General features: G+C 61.5%; 18 protein-coding genes and 2 tRNA genes. 10 read left to right on the forward strand and 10 right to left on the reverse strand.

Features of this window, described 5'->3' with window-relative positions; translation table 11 throughout:
- Positions 1–130: 130 nt before the first annotated feature.
- Complete coding sequence (locus ABD819_RS10910) at positions 131–838, forward strand: hypothetical protein (RefSeq protein WP_345124097.1); 708 nt, start codon at positions 131–133, stop codon at positions 836–838.
- Between the two features lie 12 nt (positions 839–850).
- Here the strand turns inward: ABD819_RS10910 and hemA are convergent, their stop codons facing one another.
- Positions 851–2,125, reverse strand: coding sequence for a glutamyl-tRNA reductase (hemA, locus tag ABD819_RS10915; RefSeq protein WP_345124099.1), 1,275 nt, complete (start codon positions 2,123–2,125; stop codon positions 851–853).
- Positions 2,126–2,321: 196 nt separating this feature from the next.
- Here hemA and ABD819_RS10920 point away from each other — a divergent pair, with 196 nt between their 5' ends.
- Positions 2,322–3,233 carry a bestrophin family protein gene (locus ABD819_RS10920; RefSeq protein ID WP_345124101.1) on the forward strand — a complete coding sequence of 304 codons (912 nt, stop codon included), beginning with the start codon at positions 2,322–2,324 and terminating at the stop codon, positions 3,231–3,233.
- A gap of 273 nt (positions 3,234–3,506) precedes the next feature.
- On the opposite strand, the gene ABD819_RS10925 is transcribed toward ABD819_RS10920, so the two are convergent.
- Positions 3,507–3,677: a hypothetical protein gene (locus ABD819_RS10925; protein WP_345124103.1), complete on the reverse strand. Its 171-nt coding sequence runs from the start codon at positions 3,675–3,677 to the stop codon at positions 3,507–3,509.
- Positions 3,678–4,450: 773 nt separating this feature from the next.
- On the opposite strand from ABD819_RS10925, the gene ABD819_RS10930 reads away from it, so the two are divergent.
- The 3 genes from ABD819_RS10930 to ABD819_RS10940 all read left to right on the forward strand — a co-directional run bounded on the left by ABD819_RS10930 (position 4,451) and on the right by ABD819_RS10940 (position 8,668).
- The gene (locus ABD819_RS10930) at positions 4,451–5,959 is read left to right on the forward strand and encodes a hypothetical protein (RefSeq protein WP_345124105.1); all 1,509 of its coding nucleotides are present in this window, start codon (positions 4,451–4,453) and stop codon (positions 5,957–5,959) included.
- 140 nt (positions 5,960–6,099) lie between these two features.
- Entirely contained in the window at positions 6,100–7,521 is a 1,422-nt protein-coding gene (locus ABD819_RS10935) for a hypothetical protein (protein ID WP_345124107.1), read from the forward strand.
- A gap of 712 nt (positions 7,522–8,233) precedes the next feature.
- Positions 8,234–8,668, forward strand: coding sequence for a BLUF domain-containing protein (locus tag ABD819_RS10940; RefSeq protein WP_345124109.1), 435 nt, complete (start codon positions 8,234–8,236; stop codon positions 8,666–8,668).
- A gap of 55 nt (positions 8,669–8,723) precedes the next feature.
- Here the strand turns inward: ABD819_RS10940 and ABD819_RS10945 are convergent, their stop codons facing one another.
- A complete protein-coding gene (locus ABD819_RS10945; protein WP_345124111.1) occupies positions 8,724–11,357 on the reverse strand; it encodes a cation-translocating P-type ATPase in 2,634 nt (877 codons plus the stop codon).
- Positions 11,358–11,784: 427 nt separating this feature from the next.
- On the opposite strand from ABD819_RS10945, the gene ABD819_RS10950 reads away from it, so the two are divergent.
- Positions 11,785–11,976, forward strand: a complete 192-nt coding sequence (locus tag ABD819_RS10950; RefSeq protein WP_345124113.1) for a hypothetical protein — start codon at positions 11,785–11,787, stop codon at positions 11,974–11,976.
- A 19-nt stretch (positions 11,977–11,995) separates the two neighbouring features.
- Here ABD819_RS10950 and ABD819_RS10955 read toward each other — a convergent pair whose 3' ends face one another.
- The 4 genes from ABD819_RS10955 to ABD819_RS10970 all read right to left on the reverse strand — a co-directional run bounded on the left by ABD819_RS10955 (position 11,996) and on the right by ABD819_RS10970 (position 13,865).
- On the reverse strand, positions 11,996–12,202 hold the full coding sequence (locus ABD819_RS10955) for a heavy-metal-associated domain-containing protein (RefSeq protein ID WP_345124115.1): 207 nt from the start codon (positions 12,200–12,202) through the stop codon (positions 11,996–11,998).
- A 167-nt stretch (positions 12,203–12,369) separates the two neighbouring features.
- Complete coding sequence (locus tag ABD819_RS10960) at positions 12,370–13,188, reverse strand: DUF305 domain-containing protein (protein WP_345124117.1); 819 nt, start codon at positions 13,186–13,188, stop codon at positions 12,370–12,372.
- Positions 13,189–13,604: 416 nt separating this feature from the next.
- Positions 13,605–13,682: transfer RNA gene (locus ABD819_RS10965), tRNA-Val, on the reverse strand.
- Between the two features lie 108 nt (positions 13,683–13,790).
- A tRNA-Val gene (locus ABD819_RS10970) sits at positions 13,791–13,865 on the reverse strand.
- A 256-nt stretch (positions 13,866–14,121) separates the two neighbouring features.
- Here ABD819_RS10970 and ABD819_RS10975 point away from each other — a divergent pair.
- Positions 14,122–15,012 (forward strand): TerB family tellurite resistance protein, encoded by an 891-nt coding sequence (locus ABD819_RS10975; RefSeq protein WP_345124119.1) that lies wholly within the window; start codon positions 14,122–14,124, stop codon positions 15,010–15,012.
- Positions 15,013–15,133: 121 nt separating this feature from the next.
- Here the strand turns inward: ABD819_RS10975 and ABD819_RS10980 are convergent, their stop codons facing one another.
- On the reverse strand, positions 15,134–16,246 hold the full coding sequence (locus ABD819_RS10980; protein ID WP_345124121.1) for a mechanosensitive ion channel family protein: 1,113 nt from the start codon (positions 16,244–16,246) through the stop codon (positions 15,134–15,136).
- Positions 16,247–16,372: 126 nt separating this feature from the next.
- A complete protein-coding gene (locus tag ABD819_RS10985) occupies positions 16,373–17,635 on the reverse strand; it encodes an ABC transporter permease (RefSeq protein WP_345124123.1) in 1,263 nt (420 codons plus the stop codon).
- Between the two features lie 308 nt (positions 17,636–17,943).
- Between ABD819_RS10985 and queA the strand changes: the two genes are divergently transcribed.
- The 3 genes from queA (at position 17,944) to ABD819_RS11000 (ending at position 20,695) form a co-directional block, all read left to right on the forward strand.
- A complete protein-coding gene (gene queA / locus ABD819_RS10990) occupies positions 17,944–18,993 on the forward strand; it encodes a tRNA preQ1(34) S-adenosylmethionine ribosyltransferase-isomerase QueA (RefSeq protein ID WP_345124168.1) in 1,050 nt (349 codons plus the stop codon).
- Between the two features lie 104 nt (positions 18,994–19,097).
- Entirely contained in the window at positions 19,098–19,820 is a 723-nt protein-coding gene (locus tag ABD819_RS10995; RefSeq protein WP_345124125.1) for a 2-C-methyl-D-erythritol 4-phosphate cytidylyltransferase, read from the forward strand.
- A gap of 89 nt (positions 19,821–19,909) precedes the next feature.
- Positions 19,910–20,695, forward strand: a complete 786-nt coding sequence (locus ABD819_RS11000) for an enoyl-CoA hydratase-related protein (protein WP_345124127.1) — start codon at positions 19,910–19,912, stop codon at positions 20,693–20,695.
- Positions 20,696–20,759: 64 nt separating this feature from the next.
- Here ABD819_RS11000 and ABD819_RS11005 read toward each other — a convergent pair whose 3' ends face one another.
- The gene (locus ABD819_RS11005) at positions 20,760–21,038 is read right to left on the reverse strand and encodes a T9SS type A sorting domain-containing protein (RefSeq protein WP_345124129.1); all 279 of its coding nucleotides are present in this window, start codon (positions 21,036–21,038) and stop codon (positions 20,760–20,762) included.
- Positions 21,039–21,506 lie beyond the last annotated feature (468 nt).

Raw genomic sequence — 21,506 nt, forward strand, 5'->3', positions numbered from 1 at the left:
GATTACTACCACACGCGAGATGCTTCGGCTACGCGGACGCCAGATGAGCATGACGTTCTGGTTTTATTTAAACGGCCACATTGAATAAGCTGCCGACGCCTTCCAAGCCCCCTTTCCCCCCTCCGACCTCATGCGCATTTCCCCCATCCTCTCTGCTGCCGCGCTTGCCTTACTGCTGGCAGCCTGCGACACCAAGAACCCCAACGGCATGCCCGACCAGTCACCGGCCCAAAGCTCGGTGCAAGCCCTCCCGGCCACCGCGCCCAAGCCCGATTCGGCCGCCGCGCGCACCGCAAACCCCGTGATGCCCGCCGACACGTCGGTGGCCGGGGCCTGGCTGCTGCTGGAAGGTGCCCTGCGCGGCCACGATACCGAGGTGCTCAACCAGCTCATCGACCCGGAATTTGGCCTCTGGATTTTGGAGCAGCCCGGCGCGCTGCCCCTCGTGACGCGGGTGGCCGAGGTGGACGCTTTCCGCCGCACCAACCAGAACCTGCCCCTGTTTTCACTGGATAAACAGCTCATGACCGGCCCGCAGCTACAGGTGCTGGAGCAGCTGCCGCAAGCCGATTGCGACCTGCAGACCAAGCAGAATGCGGGATTTGCCCAATCGGGCTGTTTCGCCGGTCCCGCCACCGCTTTCCGAAGCCTGGACCTCTGGCCGAGTGCTACCGTGAAGGGCGGCACGGCGGCCCAGGGCAAAGCCGCGCAGGGCCGCACCGTGCGCACGGTTTTGCAAACCCGCACGGGCTTCCGGTTTCACTTCGCCAAGTCGGCCGGGGCCGGGGGGCGCTGGCGGCTCATTTTCATCGACCTGCGCGAGCCCTGCACGGCCTGAAAACAGGCTGGGTCAGGACGCCAGCACCGGCTGGCGCTCCAGGTCGAACAGCTCGCTGAGCACCTCCACCAGCTGGCCGGGCTCGCCGCGCTTGCAGGCGGCTTTGAGCTGCAGCACGGGCTGCCTGAGCACTTTTTGCATCAGCGACCGGGTGATTTCATCCAGCAGGCCGGCTTCGGCGGGGCTCATCCGTTTGCCGAAGCGCTTCATTTCGTCCTGCCGCAGCTGCTCCAGGGCGTTTTTCAGCTTCTGGATGGTGGGCGAGACTTCCATTTCCTCGCTCCAGTCCTGTAAGCCCGCCATGCTTTCGGCGATGATGGCCCGCACCTGCGGCACGGCCGCCAGCCGGCGCTCCAGGGCCGCCGAGGCTTTGCTCTGAATGGCGTCGAGCGGGTATAGCAGCACGCCCGGCACCGTTTCCACGGCGGTGGCAATGCTGTGGGGCACGGACAAGTCCACCAGGTATTTGTGGCTGAGCACGGCTTGATTAGCAAGCAATTGGGGCGTGATAATGGGAGCCGCTGCCGCCACCGACGAGATAACGACATCAGCCTCCCGAATGCCCCTGGCGAGGTCGGTAAAGTCCAGCACTTGCAGGCCGCACTCGGCGGCCAGGGCCTCCGCCCGGTCCCGCGTCCGGTTGCAGATACTGACGTGCGCAAACCGGGTGCTGGCCCCGAAATACCGGGCCACATCCACGCCAAAGGTGCCCGCGCCCACCAGCAGCACCCGCGGGCTGGCCAGGTGCGCCGTCAGGTCCTCCACCAGTTGCAGCGCGGCGTAGGCCACCGAGGCGGCCCCGTCGCAGAAGCCGGTTTCCTGGCGCACCCGCTTGTGGGCCATAAACACGGTGTGCAGCAGGCGGTGCAGAAACGGGCCGGCGGCGGCAGCATCCACCGACCATTGATAGGCGTGCTTCACCTGGCAGCTAATCTGCTGGTCGCCGACCACCTGCGCATCCAGGCCCATGGCTACCTCAAACAGATGCCGCACGGCGGCCGTGGCGCTGGTCAGGCTGACGAAATACGGCGTTATCCGGGCAGTATCGGGCAGGTGCTGCAGCCGGGCCAGCGCGCCCACGATGGCGGCGCTCTGGTCCTGGGCGGCGCTGTAGTACACCTCCGTGCGGTTGCAGGTACTCAGCACCAGCACGTCGGCCAGGCCCAGCTGCTGGCTTACCACGAGCAGCAACGCGCGGCAGGCGGGTTCATCCAGCGCCACCAGCTCCCGAATGGCGAGCGGCGCTTGCTGATGAGTGAGGCTGACAACTTTAAAGTACTGGTTCATGTAAGCAAGCAAACAAAGGGGGAACCGCACTCCCGGGCGGGGCGGCTACCGGCAAAGGTCCCGTGCGCCTGAAGCGCAAAGCATGACGCGCATCAGGCGCGGGCCTGATAGGTGTCATGAGGAGCCGTGGCGGGCCGGCTCATCTTTGTGCGATGGAACCCTGCCGACGGGCTCCGGCCGCAGCCCCCAGTTTGCTATGCTGCTCAATACCCGGATTCCCCTGCGCTACATTTTCAAGCACATCCGCCCCGATGTGGTGCGGGCACTGCTCATTTCCAGCTTTTTTCACCTCCTGAAGCTGTGGCTCGGCGAGTATCTGCCGCTGATTCCGTTGCAGCTGCCCACCATTCTGGGCAGCTCCATTGCCCTGCTCTTGGCCTTCAAAACCAGCCAGTCGTATGACCGGTGGTGGGAAGCCCGCAAGATTTGGGGGGCCATCGTGAACGACTCGCGCACGCTGGTGCTACAGGTTCGCACCTTCGTGCCCGACACGTATTTGCGCCCAACGGCCCCGGATTCGCCCGTACGCACCACGGCCTACCGCCAGATTGCCTGGTGCTACTGCCTCGGCCAGTCCCTGCGCGGGCTGGACCCCACGGCCGGGCTGGCGGCCTACCTGTCCGAACAGGATTTGGCCGGGCTGCGGCCGCACGCCAACAAGCCCCTCGCCCTGCTGGCGCTGCACACGACCCAGCTGAAAGAGCTGCTGGCCGCGCAGGCCCTCAACCCCTACCAGCAAGTGCAGCTCGATACCACGCTGGTGCGCCTCTGCGATGCGATGGGGCAGGCCGAACGCATCAAAACCACCGTGTTTCCGGTGAGCTACCGACTGCTGGTGTACTTCTTCATCTACCTGTTTTTGATGACGTTGTCGCTGGGCCTGGTCAAAACCATCGGGCTGTGGGAAATCCCCGTGCTGCTCACCACGGCCTCCTCGTTTTTCCTGCTGGAGCGCACCGCCCGCTACCTGCAGGACCCGTTCAACAACAAGCCGACCGATACGCCGGTCACGGCCATTGCCCGCACCGTCGAAATCAACCTCAGGCAGCTGCTCCAGGAGCCGGAAGTGCCGGCGCCACTGGCCCCCGAAGCGTTTTACCTGATGTGAGGCGGGCGCCCGCCTAGCTTGTCCTTACCCAAAACCGGGACCGTTGCTCCGGTCCGACCACCCTACGCAGTCCGACCGGTTGTCGGGAGGGCGAAATCGGTGGTTCTTTAACCGGTCGGCCCGCCCAGGGCAGTCGGACCGGACCGTTCAGCGGCGCTGCGACGGCGACCAAAAAGATTTGGGTAAGCACCAGACCCACATCGCCGGACTTTCTCCTGCGCGGAAGGCAAGCGCGTGAAAGTGACAATAATCAGGCCCGTGGCCTGACCAGCATCATGGGCCGGCCCCGGCCGATGCGGAGCCTTTGCCGGTGCCCGCGCGAGCGGCCGTGCAGCCGCCGTCTCCCACCATGAAATCCCTGCTCTTGCTTTGCGCGGCCTTGGTGCTGGCCGGTAGCGCGTTGCTCACCTCGTTGCTGGCCCCGGCCGACGTGGTCAGGCTCATAGGACTTACGCGGTGGGCGGCTGGCGCGCGTCTCTGACGCGCTGCCGACTGGCTTGGCGTTTCCAAACGCCCCGTTCGCGCCGCGTGGCCGCCTTCGGGTATCGTTCAGGCGGCGAGTCAGAGACTCGAAACCAGTCGGCAGCGCGTCAGAGACGCGCGCCAGCCGCCCACTGCGTAAGTCCTAGCTCAAATAGTACCCTACCGTGATTGACATCATTCATAGGCCTATTGACGAGTACGCTATTAAAGCCATTCAGGCCCCGGCGCAGCGAGGAAAACGGGGAGAAAAGATGCCCTTACAGGCAGCCTGGTGAAGAACTAACGCATTTAGGGTAATCTTTTTCTCAGATACCGCGAGGAGGCAGGGATAAATTTGTATTCTCACCTCACTCCTATATTACGAGTTTAGCTTTTACCTAATCGGCTACGTCGGCTGGCAGCTTCTCCCAGCGTTCCGGTTCGCGCCATGATTATCATATCCCACTCCGGCCAAAGTGTGGGCCCTCGTTGCCGTAATGCTCGTGTTGCTGCTGCTGCTATTGGCACGGACGGACGATAGACATCCAGAGCCCTACCTGGCAATGGGCCGGGCAGTCAACGGGCATCGGCGTGGCCCACAGAGCGGACATCGTCGTGCATGCAGTTGGCAACTCCTGCTGGTTCGGCTTGACAGCCCAGCTTGCTGGGGCAAAAAATAGCGAGGACAAAACCCAGCTATACAGCATATTACCCGATACTTAACGCGCCATCTAACCCCTAATAATCGGCTTCACATGACCAGATTATACAAAATTCTTTGGCTGGTGGCGGGCACTGGCCTTGCGCAGCCGGTATCGGCCCAGTATTTCACCAATGCGGGCGCCCAGGTAACGGTGCAGGCGGGCGCGGCCCTCTATGTTGGTCTGGGTGGCCTGACCAACAATGCCGCCGGCGTAATGGTCAACGCGGGCACGGTTCGCGTGGATGGCCCCGTGGCCAATCCCGGACTGCTTAACCTGAGCACCGGAGCCCTGGAACTACGCGGCGACTTTACCAATACGGGCACCGTGCTGCCGGGGAGCAGCCCCGTCACGTTTAGCGGGCTGGCCAACCAAACCCTAACGCCGGGGGGCAGCCCCTTTTTCCAGGTGGTGGTGAACAAGCCCACGGCCGGGGCCAACACCCTACACCTGGGCGGCGACCTCACGGTGAGCAACCTGCTCAGCCTCGGCAACGGCCTGGTAAACACCAAAATGGGGGCCGTGCTGCACACGTTGCGCCTACCCCACGGGGCCACGCTCAGCGGCGAATCCACCGGGCGCTACGTCGTCGGGGCGCTCGAAATCACGCGCAACGCCGTGAGCGGCGCGGCCGTGAATTTCGGACATGGAGCCGTGCTCGACCCCAAAACCAACAACCTGGGCACGGTCGTCATCGCCCGCGTGGCCGGCCTGACCACGGCCGACGTGAGCTTCGGCCAGAATTTCACTAACAACAGCCTCAAGGGGATTGACCGCCTCTGGACCGTGGCCCCAACTACTCAGCCCAGCGCCGTCGTGCAGCTCACGCTGAGCTGGCTGCCCGACAACGACAACGGCCTGTCCAGCTTCGCCCAGGCCCGGATGTGGCAGCAGTCGGCACCGGGGCAGACCTGGGCCGCGGTGGGCCCCACCGCCGACGCCAGCAGCCGCAGCCTTACCATGAGCCCGACAGTGCTCAACCGGTTCACGGTCAGCAATGCGGCCAACCCGCTGCCGGTCACGCTGGTCGAATTCACCGCGCAGGCCGAAGGACCGATGGCCGTGCGCCTGAAATGGGCCACCGCTACCGAACAGCAGAACAGCCGCTTTGGCGTGGAGCGCAGCACGGACGGGCACCAATTTGCAGAAGTGGCGGCGCTGCCCGGCGCCGGCACCAGCACCACCCGCCACGCCTACGCCTGGCTCGATGAACAGCTCCCGGCCGGTATTCTCCTGCTGTACTACCGCCTGGCCCAAACCGACCAGAACGGCGATGTGAACTACTCGCCGGTGCGGGCGCTGCGCCGCACGGCCACCGCGGCGGGCTTTGTGGTGTACCCAACCCAGCTGGCAACGGGGCAGACGGCCACTTACCTCTACACCGGTCTGGCCCAGCCAGGTAGCCTGCAGGTGCTGGACCTGGTGGGCCGCCCCGTGCGCGTGGTCGCGGTAGATGGCCGCGCACAGGGAATGGTGCCGTTGGCGGGCTTGGCCAGTGGCAGCTACCTGCTGCGCTATGTCACGGCAACCAGCAGTTTCAGCGCGCGGTGTGTGTTGGAATAGCAACGCCTCGCCCCTCCATGGCCGGCCCGTGAAAAGCTGCGCCATTGGCTCATTTTACTTACTACAAAACAGACTGATAGCACACCGCATACTGGTGGCTTTCTAACCGAACACGTCCATTTCCTTAACCAATAAAAAATATGAAAAAGGCCTTACTCCTGTGTGTTTTGCTCGCTCAAGTAGCGCTAGGCTGGGCGCAAAGTGTCAGTATCAACGCCACGGGGGACTTGCCAGACACGAAGGCCATGCTGGACATTGCCTCTACTACCAGCGGCCTGCTGATACCACGCATGACCACGGCGCAGCGCGACGCCATCACGACGCCGCCGGTGGGCCTGCAGGTGTTCAACCTCAGCACTAATAGTGTGGACGTGTACCGCGGCAACCAGTGGCAGGCCCTGACGCTCAGCCCCACCACCGCCAACCTGGTATCGGTCAGCTCCCTGGCCGACCTGCCCACCCCGGTAAGCGGCGCCATCACCCTGGATGCCAACAAGATGTACGTCTTTTCGGGCATCGTCAACATCTCGCCCAACTATCTGAATCTGAACGGCGCCAACCTGCGGGGCACCGACCCTAGCAAAGACGGCGTACTGTCCACGGTGAGCGGCGCCGTGCTGCGCAGCGTTGGCGTTTCGGTGTTCATGGCGAATATGGTGGTGCTGCCCGCGAGCGGCAGCACCAAAGCCTACGACTTTGCCGATGCCACCGGCTCGCAATACTGCAACCTGTTCTCGGGCTGCTCGGTGGTGGAAGTCGGCGTGCCCAGCCTGGGCGTAGGGGTGGTCAGTGGGTTTCTGGCCATCACCATCGCCCAGAACTACTGGAACTGCCAGGACGGCCTCAAGGTAACGGGCAACGTGGGCAAGTTCTGCTCTATCACCAACTTTATTGTCGGCATCACCGCAGGGGCAGGCATTGAGTTTATGCCCAGCCTCGTTATCAACGACATCGACCTGTCGAACAATTACTTCATCTACCCCGGCCAGACTGGCGTGAAGGTGAATGTCGGCGCGACCATCGACCGGGGCCGCATGACCACCAATATGTTTCGGGGCGTGGGCACCTTCATCAGTGGGTTCGACTCCTACACGCCGGCCTGGGAGATGCGCCAGAACAGCTTCATCCCCAACACCAGGGCGCTGTGCTCGGCGTACATGAACAGCAACCTCAACGCCACGGCGCTGACAGTGGTCGGCACGTTCTACAAAATAGCGGGCACCACCACCACGGTAAAGCAGCAGCGGTTTACCTCGGCGAGCACCAACCGGCTTACCTATACCGGCAAGGAAGGCATCACGGGCAGGGTGCTGATTATCATCGGGGCCAAGGCCATCAACGCGGGCAACGACTTTTCCATTGCCCTGGCCAAAAACGGGGTGGTCATTCCCAATCCCAACGGCTCGATGGCCTCGGCCAGCAACAACCAGAGCTTTCAAATCACGCTCGCCACCGAGGTGGACCTGGTGCCCGGCGACTACATCGAGGCCTTCATCCGCACCAACAACAGCAGCGCCAGTACGCTGGTGGTGGAAGACCTGCAGTTCCGGGTAACCGATTAAGCACTCGTGCTTAAGTAAACGTATGGTCGCCAAGTGGTCCGGTCCGACGCCGTAGGCGTCCGACCGGCTACTGCCAGGTTCGTTCCCCTGCTGGCACGCCCTTCAGCCGGTCGGACGCCTACGGCGTCGGACCGAACCGCCCGACTGTCTTTGTCTGATTCCTGCTGCTCGACTAGTTAAGCAGGACATAGCTGACGAAGCTACCCGTTCCGCATGTTGTTCGGACCGAATAAATCCAGCAAGCATTTAATTCACTGATGTTACGCAGAGCAAGTAGCGTGGACGCTGCGAGTCCGCGCCCCCGCGCCGTTTGGCTGGCTTTCATGGCGCGGGGGCGCGGACTCGCAGCGTCCACGCTACGCCTCTACGTCGCTTGAATCAAGTCCGTGCGTAACATTAGTAATTCACTATAGCTAAGTGCTTGTTCCAAATTAAACAACCAATGTGTTTGACGCAACTGCTTGTTCATGAGCAAAAAAAGCCAACAGCTATCAGCCAAAAGCTATTGGCCAGGTACTTAAACAGTATCTTTGCAGATAGACGCTTAGTACCGTTTTGGAACCGCTGTACACTTGGAGCGTAGACGCTGCGAGTCCGCGCCTGGGCGAACATTCCCCAAACGCGCGGACTCACAGAGGCCACGCTACACGGGCACTGTCCAGTGTTTCAGAATCCGTTCTAATGTTCGTCCATTTTCGCACCAGAAACTCCTGTGTACCATCTCATTTACCGCAGCCAGGCTACCCAGCCTTTTGATGCCTCGCAACTGACGCGCTTATTGGAACAGGCCCGTGCTTCCAATCTACACCAAGACTTGACCGGTTTGTTGTTATACACCCCCGACCAACAATTTCTGCAGGTGTTGGAGGGGGACGAACAAGCCGTGCGAACCCTGTATTACGAGCATATTATGCACGACCCCCGCCACGATGATTGTTTCGTAATCAGCGAAGGTGTTTGGACGCACCGTAGCTTTCCTGACTGGAAAATGGGCTTCCTGACTGACCAGCACACGGACGAATTGACAAAGCCCGGGTTTTTGGAAATCAGTGGTTTACGGCTCGTGCTTTCCCTTTTGGCCTCTAACCACCCTGGTTTAAGCCGTCTGTTGCTGGAATTTGTGAAGCGCTACGACAAGATTGGCTAGCCCCGCAAGCTGCGCCGCACCAGTCACCGGGCAATTACCCCGGTGAGCGACGACCTCAAGCCGTGGCCGTTACGGGCAGGGCCACCTCAGCGGTTGCTAACGGAACCGGCGCTCCCGGCCGCGCCCGCCGACGGCTGATGAGCTTCTGTAATTCCACTACCCAAAATACGACACTCGATACGGCCACCGTAACGCCCAGCTCTGCCAACGTCAGCGGCTGCGTGCTGAAGATGTTGTTGAAGAAAGGGGTGTACACAATCATCAGGTGCAGGGCCACGGTCAGCACCACGGCTCCCAGCATGGGTTTGTTGGAGAGCAGACCGATGCTGAAAATGGACTCCTGCCGCGACCGAATGGCCAGCGCCAGGCCCAGCTGGCTGAAGCAGAGCACGGTAAAGGCCATGGTTTGCCAGTGCGCAATGCCGTTGCGCAGCGCCCAGGCCTCCATCCCGATGGTTAATCCCCCAACCAGCGTCCCGACCAGCACGATAAACCAGCCCAGCCCGTTGGCGAAGATGGTTTGGCGCGGGTCGATGGGCGGGCGCCGCATGCTGTTTTTCTCGGAGGGCTCGTAGGCCAGCGCCAGGCCGGGCAGGCCGTCGGTTATCAGGTTTATCCACAGAATATGGATGGCCAGCAGCGGCACCGGCAAGCCAAAGAGCGGCGCGAAGAACAGGGCCACGATTTCGCCCGCGCTGCCGGCCATGATGTAGCGGATGAATTTGAGGATGTTGTCGAAGATGCGCCGCCCGTGCCGCACGGCGTGCACGATGGTGGCAAAGTTGTCGTCGAGCAGAATCATGGCCGCCGCCTCCTTGGCCACCTCCGTGCCGTTGATGCCCATGGCCACGCCGATATCAGCATTTTTCAGGGCCGGCGCGTCGTTCACGCCGTCGCCGGTCATGGCCACGAACTGGTGTTTGGCTTGTAAGGCACTGATGATGCGCAGCTTCTGGGCCGGGTCCACGCGGGCGTATACCCGCACTTTTTCCACCGCGGCGGCAAAGGCCGGCTCGTCGAGCCTGGTGAGCTCCGGGCCGGTCATCACCAGCTCATCGGCGGCGGAGAGGATGCCCAGCTGCTCGGCAATGGCCTTGGCGGTGAGCGGGTGGTCGCCGGTAATCATCACGGCAATGATGCCGGCGGCCTTGCACTCGGCCACGGCCTGCTTGGCTTCCTCGCGGGGCGGGTCAATCAGGCCCGCGAAGCCGATGAAGCTCAGCCCGGTTTCGACCGTGGCGGGCGTGACTTCGGCCGGCAGCCCGGGCAGCAGCCTGCCCGCGTAGCCCAGCACCCGGAAGCCCTTGGCGGCCCATTCGTCCGCGCGCCGCCGCAAGTCCGGGATTTCGGCTTGCTGCCCGGTGTCGAGTTGGTCGAATAGCGCGCTCAGCGCCCCTTTGGTAATGCAGAGCACGCCCTGGTCGGTCTGGTGCAGGGTGGTCATGCACTTGCGCTCCGAGTCGAACGGCAGCTCGCCGACCCGCGGAAACCGGCTTTCGAGGGCGGCCCGGGCGTGGTCTTTGCCGGCGGCGTACTGCACCAGCGCCACCTCGGTGGAGTCGCCCAGCCAGTTGCCGGCCGGGTCCTGGCTCACGTCGTTATTCAAAGCCATAGCCGCCAGCAGACCGGTTTTATTATCCAGCACCGGCAGAGCAAAATCCGGCGCGGCATACACGTGCTCCACCGTCATTTTATTGAGCGTGAGGGTACCCGTTTTGTCGGTGCAGATGTAGGTGACCGAGCCCAGCGTTTCCACGGCCGGCAGCTTGCGGATGAGCGCCTGGTCCTTTATCAGCCGCTTGGCACCCAGCGCCAGCGACACGGTGACCAGCGCGGGCAGCGCTTCGGGCAGCGCCGCAATGGCCAGCGAAATGGACACCAGCAGCAGGCTTCCCAGCGGCTCGCCCCGCAGCCAGCCCACCCCAAAAAACAGCGCGCCAATGCCCAGCGCCGCCACCGACAAATACTTGCCCAGCGTAGCGAGTCGTTTTTGCAGCGGCGTCACCGTTTCATCGGTCTGAATGAGGGTGGCAATCTTGCCCAGCTCCGTTTTCATGCCCGTGGCCACCACGTAGGCCATAGCCCGGCCATTGGTCACGAACGTGCCTTTGTAGCCCATGTTCAGGCGGTCGCCCAGCGGGTGCTCGCCGGCGGGCAGCACGTCCGGGTTCTTCTCCACGTTCGTAGACTCGCCGGTCAGCGACGACTCGTCCACTTTCAGCGCGTGGGTTTCGAGGAAGCGCACGTCGGCCGGAATCACGTCGCCGGCTTCGAGCACCGCCACGTCGCCGGGCACCAGGTCGGCGGCCGCAATTTCCACGGGCTGGCCGTTGCGCAGCACCTGGGCCTGGTTGGCGGCCATCTTTTGCAGGGCCTCCATGGCCTTGTCGGCCCGGTACTCCTGCACGAAGCCGATGAGGGCATTGAGGGCCACAATGGCCAGAATGACGTACGTGGATTTCCACTCGCCCACGGCCCCCGACACCACGGCCGCCACCAGCAGCACCAGAATCATCACATCGGCCAGCTGGTGCAGCAGCAGCTGCCACACCGTTTTCTTCTCCCCATCGGCCAGCGCATTCGGGCCGTGTTCGAGCAGCCGCTGCCGCGCGGTGGCCGCATCGAGCCCGGCGGGCGTGGCGTGCAGGGCTTGCGCGACATCGGTAAGAGAAGCGCTATGGTATTCCATAAAAAGGTTGGGCCCTGAAAACGGGAAAACGCGTGAAAAGGAAGCAGCATCCGGCGAAGAACCCGGCCCGGAAATCAACGCCGTGGCGCGCCGGGTTGTCGGGCAGTAGTTATCAGGCGTTACGCATTTTGCAAAAAACTGACTGTCAACTAACAGAAAGCAGTCGACAGCTTGTTCGCCATTAAGTATTTGTGCAGAAGTAACCGTATTCGAATCGGGCCTGCCGGTCTGACCGCCCTAGGCGGTCTGACCGGTTGAAGCAACAGCGCTTTCGGTCCAACGACAACCGGTCAGACCGCCTAGGGCGGTCGGACCGGGGCATACGCTTACTTCTACACGAGTACTTAAACCGGAATGCTGGTTTAGATTACCGGGCGAACAGCCCCAAAGGTCTGAGAGTTGAGAACACGGCGGGATGACATACGTCATGTCCTGGCTCAATTGCGGCGGTTTGGTGAGTGAAAGCACCGGCTTTCCTCATCCGGCGCTCACACTGCTGGCCGGCTTATCTCAGGCTGTTCAGCCTGCCTTATACCCGCGCCAGCCTGCTCTAAACACCTTCAGCACAGCTCATAAACAAAAACGCCTGCAAATTGCAGGCGTCTTTGAAGTAACGTAAATTCGAGCAGCAAGCGGAGCTAGGCCGCCTGCGCTTTGAAGCCGGCGCCTTCTACCAGCGCCTGTATCTGCCCGGCGCTGAGGTCCGTAGCCACGGTCAGGATTTTGTCGGGGTTGTCAGTATCCACCTGCCAGGTCTGAATGGCTTTCTCGCCGTTGAGGATGGGCGTGACGGCTTTGATGCAGCCGCCGCAGTTGATGTTAGTTTTGAATTTCAGGGTTTGCATGGCGGTAAAAATCTGATGGTGCCGAGCACGTCGGTCACGGAATTACAACAGCCAAAACTACGCCTACGTGCCGGTACCGGAGTACAGAATCAGGCTTAATACTTGCAGGATTTGAGCGCTGGCGTGCGTGGGGCCCCAAAAGCCGACCCGGAAATTCCTCCTCAAGCCTACGCTTTCTTTTCCAAATCCATCCCGCACTTCGGGCACTTGCCGGGTCCATTACCCTTGCCACCATCGCCCATGGGGCACTCGTACGTGGCGGCGCTGCCGCTCATTTTACCGCCGTTCTTCACCTGCCAGTCCCGAAACTGCCGGATTTCTTTTTCCTGGGCCGTTATCATCTGCTGAGCCATTTCCTTGAGCCTGGTATCGCGGCCGTGGGCCAGCTCGGCCTTGGCCATGTCCACGGCGCTCTGGTGGTGGGGCACCATCAGCATGGCGTAGTCGAGGTCCACGTTGCCACTGAGCTGGCCCATGCTCATCATGCCGGCCATCGAGACTTTCATTTTGCTCGTGAACGGGTCGGCTGGGTCAGCGGGCTTGTAGGTAGTGGGGGCCCCGTCGAGGCGGGTGGCAATGGCTTCGAGGTCCTGAATTTCCTTTTTCTGGTCGGCGCTGATTTTCCCGGCCATGGCACGCAACGTGGCGTCTTTGCCTTCTTTCAGCTCCAGGGCCGACATTTCGACCGCGCCCCGGTGGTGGGCCATCATCATGTGGGCAAAATCATGGTCGGCATTGCCAGCGGGCCTGAGCGCCTCCATGTTTTTCATCATGGTGTTCATGGCGGTCATCATGCCCGAACCGCTGGCGGCAGCGCCGGAGCCCATGCCCGAATGGTCCATGCCGGCCATGCCAGCCGCAGAATCGGCCGGCGCGGTAGTTACGACGGTAGTGGTGGTTTCCGTGGTGGCCTTGTTGCCATCACAGCTGCTCAGCAGGCTGGTGCCGATGCACAGGGAGGCGAAGAAAAAAACAGACTTTTGCATGGTTTTTTTGGTGAAAGCAGGCGATTGGGCTTTAACGTTGCGGGTGAAATTACTGGGGTAAACCTGGCCGGCGCGGTTGAACCGCAGGAATACCCGGTACAGGCCGGGGACTTCAAAATTGCCATCAAAGCCACTGCCGGGGCCTTTGTCGTCCTGGTTATTGGGCTACGTGGAAGTAGCGCGCAGCGTCTTCACTAATGCCCCCGACGTGGCCCGGCGCGCCGGGATAGCTGTCGCGGTCGGTGATGGGCTGGCGGGTAGTCCTGAAACAGGACGTGGTGGCCGCCCTTGGCGAAGGTGAGCGGGCGCGGCAGCTACGCGTTGCCAATGCCTTTCCCCGCTTTGCGGTCATCGCGGGTAACAGATTCACCAAAAGCAAACAGCCGCCCGCAATGAAGCGAAGCGGCTGATACTGGTGGTGGGAAGTAAAGGATTCGAACCTTCGACCTCTGGCGTGTGAAGCAAGCGCTCTAAACCAACTGAGCTAACCTCCCTGAAAACACAAGTCTATTAATGACCTGCGGTAAGCTTGTCGGCACCAACGTAGGCGCCAAAATCAAAACAGCCACCTAGTTAATGGGCTAAGTGGCTGTCTTTCAATGTGGGGGATACTGGGTTCGAACCAGTGACCCTCTGCTTGTAAGGCAGATGCTCTGAACCAGCTGAGCTAATCCCCCGTCTTCCTGTTCCCGTTTGGGATTGCAAAGATGGGGGGTCTTTTTGGAAATGCCAAACATACTCCAGAATTAATGTCCACACGCAAGGGTAGCAGCGGGCTTTTTTAGCAGCAACAAATTCATTTTCAGGACTAGAAAATTTGAAAAATATTTTACTAATGTCCCGATAGATAATGGGCAGGAAGCCACTGCAACGTATTTGAGCCGGGCCCGTTAAGCAGCAAAAACCACTCTCACCCCCATTCCCCTCCAGCTAATGGATACGCAACTACTCCAGAACTATTCCGAAGCCGAAAAAACCGCTTACCTGAGTGCCATTGCCAGCCTGGCCACCGCCGACCGGCAGGCTTCCGGAGCCGAAGGGCAGTTCCTGCAGGCGCTGGCCCAGCAGGCGGGCCTGTCGGGCGGGGCCACCCAGCAAGTGCTGGCCGCGGCCCAGGACGCCAATAACCAAAGCATTCAGCAGCACCTCGACGTGCTTAAAGGCAGCGACCTGCGCTTTTCGCTCGTCACCGACCTCATCAGCTTCGCGCGGGCCGATGGGTCTTACGCCAACGACGAAGAAGCCATGATTGGCAAGATGTCGCAGTACCTCGGCATCAACGCCGAGCAGCAACACACCCTGGAAACCGTAGTGGACCAGGCCGCCACCGTGGCCCACGACCCGCAGGACCCTGGCAAGCAGGGTTTCCTGGGCGGCATCGGCGATAAGCTTTCCAGCGTGGGCATTCCCAAGGGTGCGCTCATGGCGGGCCTGCTAGGCGTGGTAGCGCCCATGGTCATTTCCCGCGTGATGGGCGGTGGCCAGCGCCAGGACATGAACTCGGGCGGCGGCGGCATGATGGGCGGCAGCATGGGCGGCCTGCTCGGCGGGGCGGCCAACAGCGGCCTCGGCGGTATGCTGGGCGGCCTGCTCGGCGGCGGTATGCTCGGCGGGCTGCTGGGCGGCGGCAACTCCGGGGCGGCCAGCATGCCGCAGCAGGGCTCGGGTATCGGCAGCGGCGGCCTGGGCTCGATGATGTCGATTCTGGGCGGCCTGGGCGGGCGGCCCAACTCGCAGCCGGCCAGCGCTGGCGGCGGCGGTTTGGGTGGCTTGCTTGGCGGCGGCATGGGCAGCCTGCTCGGCGGCATCTTCGGCGGACGCTAGCCCGCTCCTGCTCAGCATCTACTATTCAGCTCACAAATAAGAAAAGGCCGCCCGTTGGGTGGCCTTTTCTTATTTGTGAGCTGCCTGGCATCCTACTCAATTCAAGGCCGAAACCCATTCCTTACGCTTTGGCGGCTGGCGCGGGCACCATCGTGCCGGCAAAGGCCCCGCCGTGCTGCTCCACCACTTCCACCAGGCGGTAGTTGAGGTCCTCTTTCACGTCGAGGTACATGTCGTAGCTGGTGGTTTCCACGAAGTATTGCACGGTCACTTCCTTGCCGGCCGGCACCAGGGCACTAAATTTCATCTGCACCTCCTGCGTCACCAGTGGGTGGGTTTTCAGGGCGGCCACGGCCCCGGCAATAATGGCGTGCAGCTGGGCGCTGGTAGTTTTTTGGTCGAAGATGAGCGTGAAGCCCACGCGGCGCGAGGTGCGAAGCGAGAGGTTGTCGAGCGGCTTGTCAATCATGCTTTTGTTGGGCACCGTGACGTAGCTTTTCTCGGCCGTGCGCAGGCGGGTACTGCGGAAACCGATTTTTTCCACCGTGCCGCTCACGTCGCCGGCCGTCACGAGGTCGCCCACGCCAAAGGGCTGGTCGAGGAAGATGGTGAACGAGGCGATGAGGTTTTCGAGGCTTTCCTTGGCGGCAAATGCCACGGCCAGCCCCCCAATGCCCAGGCCCCCGATGAGGGCAGTCACGTTCACCCCGAAAACCTGCGCCAGCGCCACCAGCCCCGCAATGATGATGAAGAGCACCTTCAGCAGGTCTTTGGCGAAGGGCAGGAACTGGTTGTCGAGGCGGGTAGGGCTGGCGTCGGCGCGCAGGGCGGCCCGGCGGGCCATTACCAGCAGGGCAAAGTCCACGAGGCGCAGGGCTACCCGCGCCGCCGCCACTATCAAAACCAGCGTCAGCACGCGCAGCAGCAGCACTTCGTGCCAGGGCAGCACGGCCGGGCGCGCCGTAGGGCCGTGCGGATACGTGAGCGTGGTACCGGCCAGGAGCAGCGTCACGATGAACAACAGCGTGGAGAGTGGCTCAATGAGCAGGCCTTGCAGCTCCTCCTCGCTCACCCCCGCCGTGTAGCGCTTAGTAAGCGAAAATAGCAGCTTGCTAAGCAGCCGCGAAAGGATTCGCCGGAACACACTACCTACCAGCAGAATGAGCAGCGCAATCAGGTATTGCCCCAGGGTATTGCCCAGGAATTCGTAACTCAGGAAAGCAGGTAATGTCATGCAGGGATTCCGGCTCAGTGCCGGAATATCAATTTTTTTTAGTGGTTAATGATTAGTGGTTAGTGGTTAATGATTGTCAGATATGCTCCCCATTAACCGTTAACCATTAACCACTAACCACTACCATCATTGCGCCCGGATGGCGATAACCGGGTCGAGGTTGGAGGCCATTACGGCGGGCACGATACCGGCGATAACACCGATGCCCACCGACACCAGCAGGCCCAGCGCCACCCGCCCGGCCGTCATGGTAAGCGGCAGGGCATCCTGCGGCACCAGCGTGATAAGCCAGACAAGCAGGATACCCGCGCCACCCCCGATGAGGCACAGAAAAATGGCTTCGAACAGAAACTGGAACAGAATAAAGAAGTTCTTCGCGCCCAGCGACTTCTGAATGCCGATAATGTTGGTGCGCTCGCGCACCGACACGAACATGATGTTGGCGATGCCGAAGCCGCCCACCAGCATGGCAAACGACCCAATCACGGCTCCCACCACGCCGATAACACCGAAGAGCTTGCCCACCGCCGAGGCTATCATTTCGGGCCGGTTCAGGGCAAAATTATCTTCCTCGCGGGGCTTCAGGCCGCGAATGTTGCGCATTATGCCCCGCATTTCGTATTCCAAATCGAGCAGGCCGGGGTCCTCGTCGCGGCCCTTCACGGCGATAGTGGCACTGGGCCCGCCGCCAAAACCCGTGGTACTGAGGGCCAACATCTTGGTGAACATGGTGAAGGGAATGATGCAGTTGGCATCGTTGCTGGAAATGGTGAGCAGCTTTTTGCCCTCCTTTTCCATCACCCCAATTACGACGAAGGTTTGGCCCCGGGCCTTAAATTCCTTGCCCAGCGCCCCGCCGTTTGGAAACAGGTTTTCGGCGATGGTGGCCCCGATGATGGCCACCGGCCGGGCCCCGTCCATTTCCTGCGTGGTGAAGTAGCGGCCGTCCTTAACGGGCACGTTGCTCACCGCCCGGAAATCGTAGCTCACGCCTTGCAGCACGCAGTCGGCCACCGAGTTAGAGCCGGCCTTGAGAGTATTGCCGCTGTTGGCGGCGAAAACGGCGATGCCCTTGTTGTTGGGTCCCAGCTGCCGGCGCATCTGCTGAAACTCGCGCGGCGTGGGCACGGGCCGGTTGAAGTACTTCCACCACGGATAGTCGGCACCGAACTCCAGCGGCCACTTCTGCACCGAAATAATTTTGTCGCCCACAAAGTCGAGGCTGCTGCGAATATTGGCTTCCAGCGAATCGACGACGGTGAACACGGCGATGATGGCGAAGATGCCCACCGTGACGCCCAGCAGCGAAAGTATAGTGCGCAACAAGTTGGCTTTGAGGGCATCCCAGGCAAACCGGAAGCTTTCGAGCGTGAGACGAAGGGCTAGCATATAGAAGAGGCGCGCGTGGCAATCAGGATTCCGAGGTCAAAAGACGGAATTCGGCGGGGAAGTTGCGGCAAAAGACCCGGGAACGAAACTCGAAACGGTCATGCCGAGCGCAGCCGAAGCATCTCTACCGCGTAAGTAAATAGTTACTGCTGCGGTAGAGATGCTTCGGCAAGCTCAGCATGACGTTCTGTGCTTTATTAACGGCTCATTCACTGAACCCATAACCCAAAAAAACGAATACTAAGGAAAAAGCCGTACTTTTGCCTCCCCAATTTTCCGTATATTCCCCCAAATACTGCCCTATGGCGATGAAATTGCACGAGTTCAAATTTGAACTCCCCGAGGACTTAGTGGCATTGCACCCCGCCCGCAACCGCGACGAGAGCCGCCTGATGGTGGTGCACCGCGCTACCGGCCAGATTGAGCACCGCACCTTTAAAGATATTCTCGATTATTTCGTCGAGGGCGACGTTTTCGCATTCAACGACACCAAGGTTTTCCCGGCCCGCCTCTACGGCAACAAGGAAAAGACCGGGGCTAAAATTGAAGTATTCCTGCTTCGCGAGCTGAACAAGGAGCTGCGCCTGTGGGACGTGCTGGTGGACCCCGCCCGCAAAATCCGCGTCGGCAACAAGCTGTATTTCGGCGAGTCGGACATGGTGGCCGAAGTTATCGACAACACTACTTCGCGCGGCCGTACCATCAAATTCCTGTTTGATGGCACCGACGAGGAGTTCCGCAAGGCGCTGTACGAGCTGGGCGAAACGCCTTTGCCCAAGGAAGTTATCAACCGCGAAACCGAGCCCGCCGACAAAGAGCGGTACCAGACCATCTACGCCGAGCACATTGGCGCGGTGGCGGCCCCTTCGGCCGGCCTGCACTTCACCCGCGAGGTGATGAAGCGCATGGAAATCAAGGGCATCGAGCCGGCGTTCGTCACGCTGCACGTGGGCCTGGGCACTTTCCGCACCGTAGATGTGGAGGACCTGACCAAGCACAAGATGGACTCGGAGAACTTCGTCGTGACGACTCCGGCCTGCGAAGTGGTGAACAAGGCCCTCGATACCAAAAAGCGCGTGTGCGCCGTGGGCACTACCACCGTCCGCGCCATGGAAGCCTCGGTATCGGCCAATGGCCGCATGAAGCCCACCCAGGGCTGGATTGACCGGTTTATCTTCCCGCCCCACGATTTCAAAATCGCCAACTGCCTGCTCACCAACTTCCACATGCCGGAGAGCACGCTCATCATGCTGGCGGCCGCCTTTGCCGGCTATCCCCTGCTGATGGAGGCCTACAAAGAGGCCATTAAGGAGAAATACAAGTTCTTCAGCTACGGCGACGCCATGCTGATTCTTTGATTCAATGAGCGAATCGGTGATTGAGTGAATGAGCGAGGGCTCGGCTGTATTTGCAGCCGGGCCTTTTGCTTTGTTGAATAGTTACCGTTCCAATCCCGCTACCTATGGCTTTGCCACGCCCATCCATTCACTCGTCCGCTCAATCACTCAACCACCGCTATGCCATTCTGGTGGCGGGCGGCAGCGGCAGCCGCATGGCCGCCGACCGGCCCAAACAGTTCCTGCTGCTGCGCGGCGAGCCCGTGCTGCTGCATACCCTGCGCCGTTTTGCCGACCCGGCGCTGGCCGTGGCCGAAATCATCGTGGTGCTGCCCGCCGACCAGCTGGCGACCTGGCACGCACTGTGCGCGCAGTTCAACGTACATATTCCGCATCGGCTGGTGGCGGGCGGGGCCACGCGCTGGGCTTCGGTGAAAGCCGGGCTGGCGGCATTAAAAGAGCACGGCGAAGGCCTGGTGGCGGTGCACGACGGCGTGCGGCCACTGGTGTCGCGGCTGGTGATAGAGCGCACCTACGCGGCGGCGGCCACGCACGCGGCGGCCGCGGCGGCCGTGCTGCCCAAAGACTCGGTGCGGCTGGTGTCGCAGCACGGCTCGGCGGCCCAGAACCGCAGCCGCCTGCGCCTGATGCAAACGCCCCAGACGTTTGAGATTGACCTGTTGCGCCGGGCCTACGCCATGCCCGAGCTGGCCACCTTCACCGACGATGCAACCGTAGTGGACGACCTGTGCCGCGTGCAGCTGGTAGAGGGCGACTACCGAAATCTGAAAATCACCACCCCGGAGGATTTGGTGGTAGCAGAGGCGCTTTTTTCAATGAATAAATGAGTGAATGGATGAATAAGCGAATGGGTGATTGGGTGAATTACAGTGCCGTTCTTTGCATTTACTCACTCACCCATTCACTCATTCGCCCATTGGAATACACCAGCCTGCTTTACGACGTGCGGCCCGACGGCGTCGCCACCATCACCCTAAACCGCCCGGAGGTGTTCAACGCCTTCAACGACCCGCTGAGCTATGAGCTGCAGGATGCCCTGAAGCAGGTGGGCCGCGATGCCGCCGTGCGGGCGGTGGTGCTTACGGGTGCGGGCCGGGCCTTTTGCTCGGGCCAGGACTTGAAGGCCAGCCAGACCGGCGAGAAACGCTCGTTCTACGACTCGCTGCACAAGCGCTACAACCCCATTATCCGGGCCATGCGGGCGCTGCCCAAGCCCATTATCGGCCGTATCAACGGCGTGGCGGCGGGCGCGGGCTGCTCGCTGGCGCTGGCCTGCGACGCGCTGGTAGCCAGCACCGACGCCTCGCTGATTGAGGTGTTCATCAACATCGGGCTGGTACCGGATTCGGGCTCGTCGTGGTTTCTGCCGCGGCTGGTAGGCACGCTCAAGGCCTTCGAGCTGTGCAGCCTGGGCACTAAGGTGCCGGCCGAAGAAGCCCTGCGCCTGGGCCTGGTGAACCAGGTGGTGGCCCCCGAGCAGCTCGACGAGGCCACCTACGCCCTGGCCGCGCGCTACGCCTCGGCCCCCACCAAATCCATCGGTCTCCTCAAGCAAATGCTGAACAAGGCCGGCGCGGCTACCCTGGACGAGATGCTGGACTACGAAGCCCATTGCCAGCAGATTGCCGGTGAGTCGGCCGACTACTTTGAGGGCGTGAAGGCCTTTGGCGAGAAGCGCAAGCCGGTTTTTAAGGGTGAGTAAGCGCTAAGCCAAAAAGGCCCGTTCGATACGAACGGGCCTTTTCATTTCAGCGAACCGGCGGGCCTTATTTTTCGAGGCTCACGCGGTTGGTCCTGGTTTTGCCACCCGCGACCACCCGGTAGGTGTAGATGCCCGAGGCCAGCGAGGCTCCTTTGAGTACCACCGAGCGCTGTTCGCCCGCCGTGGCTTCCCCGTCGAAGAGCGTGGCCACCGGCCGGCCCATCGCATCGTATACGCTCACCAGCACGTGCCCGGTCTTGGGCACCGAGAAGTTGATGGTCGCGTCCTGGCTCGTGGGGTTCGGGTAGGCCTCTGTTTGAATAGCCTGAAGGGACGATGCCACCTTGGGCTCCGAAGGTGAGTTGGCAATGCGGGCCGACGGCAGAGCCGGACAAGCATCTACTTGGCCACCACAAGTGGTAGGAGCGGAAATACAACTCCCATCTGCCGCAGATGACGTAACGGTGATTCTGAATCCCTTGCCTGCCCGCATAGGGAACACCAATGGGCCTGAGCTGTAGGGGATGCTCTGAGGGTTTGTGCCATCGGTGTCGGTGACTACATAGGTAGCTCCCTCAACCGGACTACAGACTGTCAATGTTGGCGTAGTGAGTGGCCCGCACAACGTTGCTTCCTGGATGGTTACCGTAGGTCCGGCCGGTTTAGCATTTACCGTCACGGTTACCTCGCTGGTGGCGGCGGTGCACACCGGGTTGGCACCGCTGGTCACCGTCAGGCGCAAAGTCACCGTGCCGCTGCCGCCACCTACCGCAACGTTGGGATTGGCGATGGCGTCGTCAGAGAAACTGGC

This window comes from Hymenobacter antarcticus (assembly GCF_039539545.1).
In the GTDB taxonomy this organism is placed as follows: Bacteria; Bacteroidota; Bacteroidia; order Cytophagales; family Hymenobacteraceae; genus Hymenobacter; species Hymenobacter antarcticus.